This window comes from Pseudomonadota bacterium (genome assembly GCA_013285445.1).
Taxonomy (GTDB): Bacteria; Pseudomonadota; Gammaproteobacteria; order Xanthomonadales; family Wenzhouxiangellaceae; genus Wenzhouxiangella.
Genome location: CP053448.1, coordinates 2,976,817 through 2,990,052, shown reverse-complemented (window position 1 = coordinate 2,990,052; position 13,236 = coordinate 2,976,817). Strand labels below are relative to the sequence as shown.

Sequence of the window (13,236 nt, the reverse complement as noted above, 5' to 3'; positions counted from 1 at the left end):
TCCCCGACGCAGCAAAGCCGAAAAATCGACGAATTCACTAATGAGCAAACCGCATTGAGGACTGAAACCATGAGCGCCAAGGCAGAAGATGTAAGACAGGGTGTGCTGTTCGACGACAGTATCGCCTCGACGGAAAACAACTTTTTCATCGCCGATCCGAGCCTTGCCGGTTTCGGCCGCAAGGAAATCTCGATTGCCGAGACCGAGATGCCGGGCCTGATGCAGACCCGTGCCGAGTACGCCGACGCCAAGCCTCTGGCGGGCGCACGCATCGCCGGCAGCCTGCACATGACCATTCAGACTGCTGTGCTGATCGAGACCCTGATCGAGCTGGGTGCGGATGTACGCTGGGCCTCGTGCAACATCTACTCGACCCAGGACCACGCCGCTGCGGCCATGGTCGAGCGCGGCGTACCCGTTTTTGCCTACAAGGGCGAGAGCCTCGAGGAGTACTGGGAGTTTACCCATCGCATCTTCCAGTGGCCTGACGGCCAGACCGCCAACATGATCCTTGACGATGGCGGCGACGCGACCCTGTTGCTCAATCTCGGTGCACGTGCCGAGCAAGATCCCAGTGTGCTCGACAATCCGGGCAGTGCCGAGGAGCGGGCTCTGTTCGCGTCCATTGGCAAGCGGCTGGAGTCGAATCCGGGCTGGTATGCCAGCGCACTGTCGAATATCCAGGGTGTGACCGAGGAGACGACAACCGGTGTCAACCGACTCTATCGCATGCAGAAGGAAGGCACGCTGAAGTTTCCGGCGATCAACGTCAATGATTCGGTGACCAAGTCGAAGTTCGATAATCTCTACGGCTGCCGCGAGTCGCTGGTCGACTCGATCAAGCGCGCCACCGACGTCATGATTGCCGGCAAGACTGCCATCGTGTGCGGCTATGGCGACGTTGGCAAGGGCTCGGCTCAGTCGCTCAGAGCCCTGTCGGCCAACGTCTGGATCACTGAAGTCGATCCGATCTGCGCCCTGCAGGCGGCCATGGAAGGGTACAAGGTGGTCAACCTTGAAGACGAGGGCGTGGTCGAGGCCGCGGACATCGTCGTGACGGCCACCGGCAACTACAACGTCATCGATCACCACCACATGGAGCGGATGAAGAACGAGGCCATCGTCTGCAATATCGGCCACTTTGACAACGAGATCAATGTTGCCAGTCTCGAGAACTATGAGTGGGACGAAATCAAGCCGCAGGTCGACCACATCACCTTCCCCGACGGCAAGAAGATCATCCTGCTCGCGCGCGGCCGTCTGGTAAACCTCGGCTGTGCCACCGGCCATCCGAGCTTCGTGATGTCGAACAGTTTTACCAACCAGACCCTGGCCCAGATCGAGCTGTTCAAGCATGGCGATCGTTACGGCAACGAAGTCTACGTCCTGCCCAAGCATCTCGACGAGAAGGTGGCGCGCCTGCACCTGGAACGGATCGGGGTGCGCCTGACCGAGTTGACGCCCGACCAGGCTGACTACATCGGCGTTTCGGTCGAAGGGCCCTACAAGCCGGAGCATTATCGCTACTAGGCAAAGAAGGTTTCAGGGTTCAGGGTTCAGGTTTCAGGAAAGAGTGAACCGGGGCCCGCCCTGAAACCTGCAACCTGCAACCTGAAACCTTATGAGTGATTCGCAACTGAGTTTCGAGTTCTTCCCGCCCCGCAGCGATGAGCAGGTCAAGGCGTTTGGCCTGGCCCGGGACCGCCTGGCCGAGCTCCAGCCGGATTACATGTCGGTGACTTTCGGGGCCGGCGGATCGACCCGCTCGCGGACGCGCGAGACCGTGCTCGCGATCGAGCGCGAGACCCGGGTGCCGGCAGCGCCCCATATTTCGTGCATGTCCGAGGACACCGACAATATTCGCGAACTGCTCGACGACTATAGCCGGGCCGGCGTGCGAAGACTGGTGGTGTTGCGCGGCGACCGGCCTTCTGGCGGCGGGTCGGGCGTATTTGACTATGCCGTTGATCTGGTGCGATTCATACGCCAGCACTACGGTGACCGGTTCGCCATCGAAGTGGCCGGATATCCGGAGCACCATCCGGAGTCGCCGTCGCCCGAGAGCGACCTGCGTCACCTTGCCGACAAGGTCAGGGCCGGCGCCGACGGTGTGATCACCCAGTACTTTTTCAACGCCGAGGCCTACTTCCGTTTCGTCGACGAAGCACACGGGCTGGGTATCACCGTGCCCATTGTGCCGGGCATCATGCCGATCACCAACTACTCACGTTTGGCGCGATTTTCGAAGATGTGTGGCGCCGAGATTCCGCTGTGGATCCGCAAGCGGATTCAGGCGTGGGAGAAGGCCGGAGATCGTGACTCCCTGCTTGGATTCGGTGAACAGGTGATCACCGGTCTGTGCGAGCGGCTGCTCGACGGCGGCGCGCCAGGCCTTCACTTCTACACGCTGAACCGGTCTGCTCCCTCGCTACGCCTGTGCCGCAATCTGGGCCTGGGCGGACAGGCCGCCCGTGATGGCGTGCGCAAAGCCACGGCCTGAGCCGAATCTGAACCCGGCAGAGCTGCGGGAGACCGACGGGTCAGTCGCCTTCGCGGCGCACCCGCGGCGCGGAATCGGCCTCGGCCGGAACCTCGATCTCGATCGGGCTGCAGCACACGCTGCAGTCCTGGATCAGGATCTGACCGGCTTCGCCGGGATCGTGCTCCAGATCATTGGTGCTGCCACACCAGGGACAGCTGAACTGAAGGGGGTCAGTGAGCATCCGTGCCGTCATCCTCGCGATAGAGAAGGACCTGCAGCTGCCCGTCACGGTCGATGGCGGCGCGGTACATGCCGGTGGTGTTGAACGGCATGCTGATCTGGCCGTCCGGGTCGATCGCGATGACACCCCCGCTGCCGCCGGCGTCCACCAGCACCCGGTTGATCACTTCGTCAGCCGCCTCGGCCAGTGAAACCCCCTGGTAGCGCTTTCTGGCACAGATATCATGCGCGACGGCGTGGCGAATGAAAAACTCGCCGTGGCCGGTGCCCGACACCGCACAGCTTCGGTTGTCGGCATAGGTGCCGGCGCCTATGATCGGCGAGTCACCGACCCGGCCCCAGCGCTTGTTGGTCATGCCGCCCGTCGACGTGGCGGCGGCCAGATTGCCGCGCGAGTCCAGCGCAACGGCCCCGACCGTGGAAAACCAGCTCTCCGACAGCCGGGTGGCGGTTTGCGATTCAGCCTGAATGGATTCGAGTTCGCGCCGCCGGAAGTCGGTCATGAACCAGTCCTGATCCATCATTTCCAGCCCGGCCCGGGCCGCAAAAGTGATTGCGCCCTCACCGGTGAGCATGACATGGGGAGAATGCTTCATCACGGCAACGGCCGCGTCGATCGGGTGGCGAACGCGCTGTATGGCCGCAACCGCACCGGCTTCGAGCGTTTCGCCGTTCATGATCGAGGCGTCCATCTCGATGGTGCCGGTGTTGGTCAGCACCGCACCGCGCCCGGCATTGAATTCCGGCGCGTCCTCCAGAATGTGGATGGCGGCAACCACTGCATCCTGGCTGTGGCCGCCGTGGGTCAGCACCTCGTGCCCGGCACGGACCGCGCGCTCAAGCGCGTCGCGAATGGCTGCCTCACGCTCCGGCTCGAGCTGGTTGGGCGCAATCGTGCCGGCACCGCCGTGGACGGCAATGACCACGCGACCCTCAGCCATGGCCGCAGCAGACAGCACCAGGACGGCACAACAAACCAGCATTCTGTACATGAACCGACTCCTGCATGGACTGAACAATCAGCAACGTCGAGCGCAGTCTATCACTGCCGGTGAGCAAGCGCCCCGATTCGGTCCCGGCACGCAGGCTATACTGCATTCCCGTGCAAAACCTTGGAGACCGGGCCGATGCCGTTTGCCGCCACACTGTTTTATGCCGGACTGCTGGGCTTGATTCTGCTGGCGCTGTCCGCTCGCGTGGTCCGGGCACGCCGTTCCCTCGGTGTCGGGCTCGGTACGGGCGGCGACCGGCACCTCGAGTGCCTGATCCGTGCCCAGGCCAACTTCTGTGAGTATGTGCCGCTGACGGTGCTGCTGTTGCTGCTGCTGGAGGCATCGTCGCGGCTGCCCGGAGTGGTCATTCACATCCTCGGCAGCGCGCTTGTCGCCAGTCGCGTCCTGCACGGTTTCTGGGGGCTCAATCGCAGTGCCGGCACGTCGTTTGGCCGCTTCTGGGGTACCGCGCTTCACTGGCTGGTGCTGATGATTGCTGCGATTCTGGCGGTGGTGCTGGCGGTTTCGGGCTGAAGGCTTAATCAGCCCTCGGCCAGCATCGCTGCGACCAGCCGGGCGTAGAGCCGTTCGCGCAGGGATTGCGGCCGGCGCAGCCCGAGCTGCTCCAGTTCGTGGCCAAACATTGCCGGCCGTCCCTTGAGCAGCGCGCCGACAAGCCCCAGGCGGCTGTTCGAGCGTCGCTTCAGCCGCTGCAGGGCGCCAATCAACCGTTGTTCAACCGCAGTGAAGTCACTGCCGAACGGGTAGTCAGGAAAACGGTCCGCGGTCGCCGCCAAAGCAAGGTCGAGTCGGTCTGGCAGGTTGTGCCGGGCCTGATCGGGTATCTGCCAGGCCTTGTCGAGCTTGCCGGCCTGTTTGGCGCGCTGGACCAGCTCTTCCTGGAAGCGCGCGTCCGTGATCCCGATCAGCGCACGGATGCACTCCTCGTCGGTGCGGCCTCTGAGATCGGCGATGCCGTACTCGGTCACGACCAGGTCACGCAGATGGCGGGGAATGGTGGTGTGCGGATACTGCCAGACGATATTCGAGCTCGTCCGGCCATCGCTGCCGGTGCGCGTGGACCGCAGCATCAGCACCGATCGACCGTCGTCCATGGCATGCGCCATGGCGACAAAGTTGTACTGCCCGCCAACGCCGGATACGACCTGGTGGTCGGCCAGCCCGTCGGAGACTGCCGCGCCGGTTGCCGTGACCATCATGCAGGTATTGATGAAGCGCGCCCGCCTGCGCTGTGCGATCTCCAGCGCCTCCGATCCGCCGTAGAGCTGGTTGATTCGGCCGACGCCATGCATCCGGAAGCGCGGGCGTTCGCAGTCGTCGAGCTCGCGCAGGAATCGGTAGAAATCGCGGCTGCCCAGAAAGAACCCCCCATCCATGATCGCGCCGGTCCCGGCCGCGTCGACCGGTTTGCCGGCATTGGCCTGCTGCTGGCGCGCCAGGTCGTCGAACACTTCCCGTTTGAGGATGCCGGCACGGTACAGATGCATGAAACCATCCATGAACATCTCGCTGGCACCGTACAGACCCTGGTCGAGCGGCGCGCGGGACTCCAGCGGCAGCTCAGCCCCGCCGATTGCGCTGACCGCCTGACGGTAATCGGAATTGCGCTGATGGCGGAGGATCAGGGCGTTGACCAGGGCGTCGGACAGCGAGCCAATGCCGATCTGAAGGGTGCCACCGTCGGCAACCAGCCGACTGGCCTGTATTCCCACTGCGTGATCCTGCCTCGAAACCGGTGTGCGCGGGACGCCGAACAGCGGTTGTTGCGGATTGTCGTCAATGACCTGGTCAAAGAAATCGGCTTCCACCACTGCATCGCCGTACATGAACGGCAGGTCCGGGTGTCGCTGGCCGATGGTCATCCAGGGCCAGTCGGCCCGCTCGGTCAAGGCAGCGCGCAGGTCGAGAGTGACATCCGGGTTGCACGACAGGCTGTAGCGGCCGTCCTGCGGGCCGGCGACGAGCTGCAGCAGCAGGTTGATTCGGCGGTCGACCAGGTCGCGGGCCACGTGCGTGTAGTTAGAAGAGATGTAGCGACGCTGCATCAGCGGCTGACCCAGTGCGGCGCCGGACTGGAAGTAGAACTCGGTGACGGCGATGTTGTCGGGCAGTTGTCTGCGCTTGAGGTCGACCAGGTATTCCAGACGCGGGTAGTCCGGCCCGAAAAGACGTTCGACAATGGGAGCCATCAGGCGCTGTTCGAGCCAGTGGCCGGCCTCGGGCAAATCGAGCGATAGCGCGGTCACGATTTCCAGGCGAACCTCGGGATCTTCGCATGCACGCCGGTAGAACGCGTTGACGAGCCGGTTGGGTTTGCCGAGTCCCAGCGGCAAGCCCAGGACGATGCGGCGTCCGATGCGCGCGATGCTGCGCTCGACGAGTTGCTCATACCCGGTGTCGCTGCTGGTGTTCATGTTCACGCCGTCTCCTGGTTGCAGCCCCAACCCTGGCCGGGGCGGCAATTGTCACTGCCCGGCACGCCCGCCGGCCTGCCGAGGCGGTCAACCGTCGCCATGTCGCTGCGCCTGAAAACGAGCTTCAATGGTCACCCGCTGACCCGGACAATACGCTACCATCATTCGCGCGCCGGAAATCGCCTGCCGGCGGGTTGCTTCGGCGCACTGCTCCCCATGAACCGGATCACGGGATTGATTGCATGAGCTACTACCCGCTATTGAAGCACGCCCACATCATGCTGGCTTTGATCAGCGGGCTGGGTTTTGCCCTGCGCGGATTCGTGCAGGTGGTACTCGATCGTCCGGTGTCGCACCCGGTGATCCGCGTGACGCCCCATATCATCGATACCCTGCTGCTGGCATCCGGCATCACGCTGTGGCTTCTGGTTGGCTGGCCTTTCTTGTCCTGGCTTGGCGTCAAAATCACCCTGATCGTGGTCTACATCGTGCTGGGCATGCTGGCGTTTCGCGGCGGCCACACGCCCCGCGGCATTCTGCTCTATCTGCTTTCGCTGGTCGTATTCGTCACGATTGCCGTCATTGCCGTTCACAAACCGGCGCTTTACTAATGCGGTCACTAATCAGCAGACACTCAGTCGATTAGTGACTGCATTAGTAACCGCTGAGCAATGACCTATCGGCGCCGCCGGCGCCGCCGCACCATCGACGAGCGCATCGGGCGGGCGCGCTGGCTGTTCGAGTCGTCAGAGCCCGGGCCGGATTGGCGGGCATCTTCTGGTGTTTGTCCCGTTCGTCGCTCATCCCGGGGAGACGCTGCGGCGTCGTCCGAGATGCGCGGGTTTTCGGCCGGTCGAGTGCGGTTACCGGAATCCGTTTCGGTGCCGGCGGGGATACGATCGTCCGCCGAGCGGCCCTGAGCCGGTTTGCCTGCCGCTGCCTCGGCCGCGATTTCCGGCGCTGGCTCAGGCTCTGGCTTTGGCTCAGGCTGGCTGGCGCGATCGGTGGCACCGTGCGCAGGTCCGGCGCTGCCATCATCGTTTGCCGGTGGATCCCCGGCGCCGGGTACTTCCTCGCGGTCATCGGCTGTCGGCTTATCCGGTCCCAGTAGTGAACGCCCTTCAATGACGCAGTCGACGATGGTCTCGACGCCGCGTATCGCAACCAGGGCGTCGATGATCGCGCGCGGATCACCCAGGCTCTCGTCCGTGTCAGCCAGCAGATCGAGCCGATATCGACCATCGTGCTTGACCGGCTCGAGGTGATGACTTCTGAACGTCAGACCGGCGCGCGTGAGCGCCGAGACGGCCGCGGCCAGGATTCCGGAGCGGCGGCTCAGGGCCAGTTTGATGACAACTTCCGTCATGTGCGCATTACCCGTACATGGTTCAAACAGATTCGTTTATGGATCGGCCGGTGCCCGGGCAGCTGTAGCGCCTCGATGTTCCGCCCCCCTGGTGAATCTCGTCCGGCGGCTCGGGCTGGCCGGCTCCCTCTGTCGGCCGAATGCAGCGATTTCGATGCATATCCGGTACAAGTATAGGGTTGCTCGCGCGCGATTGCACGCTGGCCGATCGCGTCACCTCAGCCGAAAGCCTTCCTTTGCAGCCTGTTTTTACTTACAATCGTCCGATTTTCCGGGGTCGACCCAGCGTCGATCCCGGCCGGGCCTGCAGCTGCCCGGATCACCGTTTCTCAACCGGTCCGATTTTGGAGCAAAAATGAACCAGCTAATGATTCCCCCGGTTCTCGGGGTCGTGGGTCTGATCGTGGCCTACATTCTCTACCGCGTGGTGATGAGCTACCCGGCCATGGAAGGCAAGCCCAGCCAGATCGCCGTGATGATCCAGCAGGGCGCCTCGGCTTTCATGCGCCGCGAGCTGATCCTGATCGGCCTGTCGGTCGCCGTGATCTTCGTGGCCCTGTCGGTTTCGGGGCTGGGCATCCAGACCGCCGTATCCTTCCTGGTCGGCGCGGTCTGCTCGGCCCTGGCCGGCTTCTTCGGCATGTACGCGGCCACCCGCGCCAACGTGCGCACGACGAGCGCCGCCCATGAGTACGGCGCAGCCAAGGCCCTGAGCGTGGCCTTCTACGGCGGCTCGGTGATGGGCATGCTGGTCGCCTCGCTCGGCCTGCTCGGCCTGGGCACCCTGTACGTGGTGTTCGGCGCCGATCCCGAAACCGCCCATCGTATCCACGGCTTCGGCATGGGCGCCAGCGTCGTCGCGCTGTTCTACCGTGTCGGCGGCGGCATCTTCACCAAGTCGGCCGACGTCGGCGCCGACCTGGTCGGCAAGGTCGAGGCCGGTATCCCCGAGGACGACCCGCGCAACCCGGGCGTGATTGCCGACAACGTCGGCGACAACGTCGGTGACGTGGCCGGCATGGGTTCGGACATCTTCGAATCCTACTGCGGCGCCATGATCGCCACCGTGGCCCTGGCTACCGTGATGGTGCAGCAGGCCGGCGGCGGCTACGTCGAGGGTCTGGGCGAGGGCTCGGCCATCATGGCCCTGCCGCTGCTGCTGGCTTCACTGGGCCTGGTCTGTTCAATCGGCGCCATCGGCCTGGTCAAGGCCGCCTCCGGCAAGAGTCCGGAAGTCGCGCTGCGCACCGGCACCATGTCGGCCGCCATCGGCTTTATCGTGCTGGCGTTTTTCCTGATCCAGTACCTGGGCATCGAAACCGGCGTGTGGTTCGCCGCGCTGATCGGCGCGGTCGGCGGCATCGTCATCGGCCTGTCGACCGAGTACTTCACGGCCGGCAAGCCGGTGCGCGAGATCGCCCGCGCGGGCGAGACCGGCTCGGCCACGGTCATCATCGCCGGCCTGTCGACCGGCATGCGCTCGGTCGTCATACCGGTGCTGTCGATCTGCGTGATGATCTTCGTGGCCAACCAGAGCGCCGACCTCTACGGCGTGGGTATTGCGGCCGTTGCCATGCTCGCCACCGTCGGCATGACCATGGCCATCGATGCCTACGGCCCCATCGCCGACAACGCCGGCGGCATTGCCGAAATGGCCGGCCTGGGCGAGGAGACGCGCAAGATCACCGACTCGCTCGACGAGCTGGGCAACACCACGGCGGCCATCGGTAAGGGCTTTGCCATCGGCGCCGCCGCCATGGCCGCGCTGACCATCATCTCGGCCTACATCGCCGAAGTCGCCCATCGCCTGCCGGGCTTCGCCCTGGAGATCTCCGATCCGAACGTGCTCATCGGCATGTTCATCGGCGGCATCTTCCCGTTTTTGGTCGCGGCCATCACCATGACCGCCGTCGGCGACGCCGCCTTCGAAATGATCACCGAAATCCGCCGCCAGTTCCGCGAGATACCGGGTCTGCTCGAGGGCAAGGCCGAGCCGGACGCGCCGCGCTGCGTCGACATCGCCACCACCTCGGCGATCAAGCGCATGCTGCTGCCGGCCGCCCTGGCCGTGCTCGGCCCGGTCGTGATCGGCTTCGGCCTGGGCGCCGAGGCACTCGGCGGCATGCTCGGCGGCGCCCTGCTCGGCTGCGTGCTGCTGGCGCTGACCATGGCCAATGCCGGCGGCGCCTGGGACAATGCCAAGAAGTACGTCGAGAAAGGCAACTTCGGCGGCAAGGGCTCGGACACCCACAAGGCCAACGTAGTCGGGGACACCGTCGGCGATCCGCTCAAGGACACCTCGGGCCCGTCGATGAACATCCTGATCAACGTCATGGCCATCGTCAGTCTGGTGATCGCACCGCTGCTGACGCACTGATCGGGTAGGTCAGATTTGGTGCATTGGAAACGCGGCCGCTGGCCGCGTTTCCTTGATGTGCGGGGTGATGACGCAGAACAGAACGAACGCAGCGCGTCAGAAGATTCCAGATCTCAAGCATCCGGTCACAAACAGATTCCAATGACCCAATCGAACAGCGAAGACGTCCGTAGGTCGGGGTCGCATCCCCGACGGACGAGGCCAGGGTTCCGTTCCATCATTCAATCATTGGACCCTGGTCATTCCGGGGAATCCGGTCAGCTTGCAGTGACCCAATCGGGAAGGCGATGCCAAACGGTCTTGAGTTCGCGCATGTGCCGGCGATAGTCGGGGCAGAGTTCGGCGACGCGTTGCCAGAAATCCGGCGAGTGATTCGGATGCTCGAGATGGACGAGCTCGTGGATCAGAACATAACGGCAGGCTTCGGGGGAGCAAAACAGCAGCCGGGCGTTAAGTGAAAGATTACCCTTCGAGGAGCAGCTGCCCCAGCGTGATTTCTGGTTGCGAAAGCTGAGCCGACCGTAGGTCATGCCGTGCGCCTGCGCCAGTGCTTGGATCCGAGGGGTCAGCGCATGGCGCGCGCGATTTTTCAGCCAGCCATGAAGCTGCCAGACGACAGCTTCGATGGGCTCGTTCGCGGGCAACTGCAAGAGCAACTCCGCTGTATCGGGGCCCTGGCCACAGAGCTCGCCGCTGGCCTGCCCATGCACCACGCGCCAGGTCTCTCCCACTGCCGGCAAGTCAATACGCGCCGGGCGAAGGCTGAAGATGGCCGGGTCGCGTCCCGCCCTGGCGCGGGCCAGACGCTCGCGCACGGCCCTGATCCAGTCCTTGCGGGCCGCCACGAAGCGGTCGATCTCACTGTGCCGCAGGTGCTTCGGTGCGGTGACCACCAAGGAACCGTCGCACTCGACACGCAGCCTCAGACGTCGGGCTCGGGGATGGCGGAGCAGGCGGTAGGACATCGGGGAGGTTTCAGGGTCCAGGGCCATGATCAGGGTTCAGGTCGGCAGCCGATGGGCGGTGGGGGCGGCTTGGTCGCGCAGCCGGAATCTGCGTAGGTCGGCGTCGCATCGCCGACGGACGACCTCTCGGATTTGCACACGCATCAGACGGCCTGGAGGATTTGTACACACATCAGCTACGCGCGTTCAAGGTTGATACGTTGTCCGTCGCGGATGCGACCGCGACCTACGCGTGTTCAAGACTGCCTTTTTGTCCGTCGCGGATGCGACCGCGACCTACGCACGCCGTGCGGGAACATCGCGCGGCAGGTTGGCGTCAAACTGGCGACCGCAACCTGCGCGGGTCACATCTGGCGGGACTGCGATACCATACCGCCAAATCAAGACCTTTGCGCGTTGAAGATTACCTTCTCGTCCGTGCGTTTTTCCTGAACCCTGAACCCTGAACCCGTCTTGTCATTCTGAATGATCCAACTCTCAGGCATCACCCTGCGCTACGGACCCGAGCCCTTGCTGGCCGACGCCTCGGCCACCATCCATGCCGGCCAGAAGGTCGGACTGGTCGGCGCCAACGGCAGCGGCAAGTCCAGCCTGTTCAGCCTGCTGCTCGGCGACCTCACTGTGGATCAGGGCGAAGCGTTGGTGCCCGATGACTGGACCATCGGCTGCATGGCGCAGGAGATCGGGGACCTGGACCGACCGGCCCTCGAGTATGTGATCGACGGCGATCGACGCCTGCGCGCCGCCGAGGCCGAGCTCGAGCAGGCCGAAGCCGACGGGGACGGGCACGCCATTGCCGAGGCGCATGCGCTTCTCGATGAGACAGCCAGCTACACGGCACCGGCGCGTGCCGGATCGCTTCTCAACGGACTGGGTTTTCCTGCCGATGTGCACGACAGGCCGGTTCGGAGTTTCTCGGGCGGCTGGCGCATTCGATTGAGCCTGGCGCGAGCCCTGATGTGCCCGTCGGATCTGCTGCTGCTCGACGAGCCAACCAACCATCTTGATATGGAGACGGTGATCTGGCTGGAGGACTGGCTGAGGCGCTTTGCCGGAACCCTGGTGGTCATCTCGCATGATCGCGATTTTCTCGACAACGTGGTCGAGCGTATCGTCCATATTGAGCATCGGCGGCTGCACAGCTACAGCGGTGGGTACAGCGATTTCGAGCGCCAGCGCGCCGAGCGCATGGCGCAGCAACAGGCAAGCTATGCCAAGCAGCAGCAGCAGATTGCGCATATGCAGCAGTTCGTCGACCGCTTCCGCGCCAAGGCGACCAAGGCGCGCCAGGCCCAGGCCCGACTGAAGGCCATCGAGCGCATGGAAAAGGTCGCGCCGGCGCATGCGGACTCGCCCTTCGATTTTGTCTTTCCCGAGCCGCCGCGGGCGGCCAATCCGCTTGTGCACCTGGAGAACGCGAGACTGGGTTACGGCGATGTGATCGTGCTTGACGAGGTTTCGGTCGGCCTCGGGCCAGGAGACCGTGTTGGCCTGCTCGGAGTCAATGGCGCGGGCAAATCGACACTGGTGCGTACGCTGGCCGGCGAACTCAATCCTATCAGCGGCCGACTGACCCGGGCCCGAAATCTGCGCATCGGCTATTTTGCGCAGCATCAGCTCGAGCAGCTTGACGCCGGCGCCAGCCCGCTCGTCCACCTGCAGCGGATTGCCCTGGAAGAGCGCGAACAGAACCTGCGGGACTTTCTGGGCGGATTCGACTTCCGCGGCGATACGACGACCGATCCGGTTGGCCCGCTGTCAGGTGGCGAGAAAGCGCGGCTGGTTCTGGCTCTGCTGGTCTGGCAGGCCCCCAACCTGCTGCTGCTCGACGAGCCAACCAACCACCTCGATCTCGACATGCGTCACGCCCTGACCGTGGCCCTGCAGGGCTTCGAGGGCGCAGTCGTGACCGTCTCCCATGACCGCCATCTGTTGCGCCACAGCGTCGATGACTACTGGCTGCTTGCCGATGGCCGGGTAATGCGCTTTGGTGGCGATCTCGACGCCTACCGCGGCTGGCTGCAGACACGCTCGGCAGAGGCTACCAAGTCTCGCAGGGCCGATACCGACGGCCTCAGGGGCCGGCGAAGTCAGGGGCGAGAGCGTGAACAAATCAAGCCGCTCAGAAACCGGGTTGACCGGCTTGATCGCGAGACCAGCCGTCTCAGCGGCGAGCTGGCCAGGCTCGAAGCCATGCTTGGGAATCCGGAACTCTACGCGCCCGGTCAGCAGCAGCGGCTCGATGCCCTGATTCAACAGCAAACGGTCCTGAAACAGCAGCTTGGAGCGCTCGAAGTCGAATGGATGGAGGCCGCCGAGGCGCTGGAGATGGCCTTGGCCGAGCAGTAACCGGAGCGGGTCTGCTTGTCTGCCCGGCAT

The 13,236-nt window shown here is 64.1% G+C and carries 11 protein-coding genes; 6 read left to right on the top strand and 5 right to left on the bottom strand.

Annotated elements, in window-relative coordinates; translation table 11 throughout:
• The first annotated feature begins 69 nt into the window (after nt 1-69).
• Both HND55_13335 and metF read left to right on the top strand, forming a co-directional pair.
• Nucleotides 70-1,530 carry an adenosylhomocysteinase gene (locus tag HND55_13335; protein QKK03559.1) on the top strand — a complete coding sequence of 487 codons (1,461 nt, stop codon included), beginning with the start codon at nt 70-72 and terminating at the stop codon, nt 1,528-1,530.
• A gap of 91 nt (nt 1,531-1,621) precedes the next feature.
• Nucleotides 1,622-2,500, top strand: a complete 879-nt coding sequence (gene metF / locus HND55_13330) for a methylenetetrahydrofolate reductase [NAD(P)H] (GenBank protein QKK03558.1) — start codon at nt 1,622-1,624, stop codon at nt 2,498-2,500.
• Nucleotides 2,501-2,540: 40 nt separating this feature from the next.
• Here metF and HND55_13325 read toward each other — a convergent pair whose 3' ends face one another.
• Entirely contained in the window at nt 2,541-2,723 is a 183-nt protein-coding gene (locus tag HND55_13325) for a CPXCG motif-containing cysteine-rich protein (GenBank protein ID QKK03557.1), read from the bottom strand.
• Nucleotides 2,713-3,714, bottom strand: coding sequence for an isoaspartyl peptidase/L-asparaginase (locus HND55_13320; protein QKK03556.1), 1,002 nt, complete (start codon nt 3,712-3,714; stop codon nt 2,713-2,715). Before HND55_13320 ends, HND55_13325 begins: the two co-directional genes overlap by 11 nt.
• A gap of 135 nt (nt 3,715-3,849) precedes the next feature.
• Here HND55_13320 and HND55_13315 point away from each other — a divergent pair, with 135 nt between their 5' ends.
• Nucleotides 3,850-4,248, top strand: a complete 399-nt coding sequence (locus HND55_13315) for an MAPEG family protein (GenBank protein ID QKK03555.1) — start codon at nt 3,850-3,852, stop codon at nt 4,246-4,248.
• Between the two features lie 8 nt (nt 4,249-4,256).
• Here the strand turns inward: HND55_13315 and HND55_13310 are convergent, their stop codons facing one another.
• On the bottom strand, nt 4,257-6,149 hold the full coding sequence (locus HND55_13310; GenBank protein QKK03554.1) for an acetyl-CoA hydrolase/transferase family protein: 1,893 nt from the start codon (nt 6,147-6,149) through the stop codon (nt 4,257-4,259).
• A 242-nt stretch (nt 6,150-6,391) separates the two neighbouring features.
• Here HND55_13310 and HND55_13305 point away from each other — a divergent pair, with 242 nt between their 5' ends.
• Nucleotides 6,392-6,760: a SirB2 family protein gene (locus tag HND55_13305; protein ID QKK03553.1), complete on the top strand. Its 369-nt coding sequence runs from the start codon at nt 6,392-6,394 to the stop codon at nt 6,758-6,760.
• A gap of 65 nt (nt 6,761-6,825) precedes the next feature.
• Here HND55_13305 and HND55_13300 read toward each other — a convergent pair whose 3' ends face one another.
• Nucleotides 6,826-7,515: a hypothetical protein gene (locus tag HND55_13300; protein ID QKK03552.1), complete on the bottom strand. Its 690-nt coding sequence runs from the start codon at nt 7,513-7,515 to the stop codon at nt 6,826-6,828.
• Between the two features lie 355 nt (nt 7,516-7,870).
• On the opposite strand from HND55_13300, the gene HND55_13295 reads away from it, so the two are divergent.
• Nucleotides 7,871-9,892, top strand: a complete 2,022-nt coding sequence (locus HND55_13295; protein ID QKK03551.1) for a sodium-translocating pyrophosphatase — start codon at nt 7,871-7,873, stop codon at nt 9,890-9,892.
• A gap of 257 nt (nt 9,893-10,149) precedes the next feature.
• Here the strand turns inward: HND55_13295 and HND55_13290 are convergent, their stop codons facing one another.
• A complete protein-coding gene (locus tag HND55_13290) occupies nt 10,150-10,788 on the bottom strand; it encodes a M48 family metallopeptidase (GenBank protein ID QKK03550.1) in 639 nt (212 codons plus the stop codon).
• 534 nt (nt 10,789-11,322) lie between these two features.
• Here HND55_13290 and HND55_13285 point away from each other — a divergent pair.
• Nucleotides 11,323-13,206 carry an ATP-binding cassette domain-containing protein gene (locus HND55_13285; protein QKK03549.1) on the top strand — a complete coding sequence of 628 codons (1,884 nt, stop codon included), beginning with the start codon at nt 11,323-11,325 and terminating at the stop codon, nt 13,204-13,206.
• Nucleotides 13,207-13,236 lie beyond the last annotated feature (30 nt).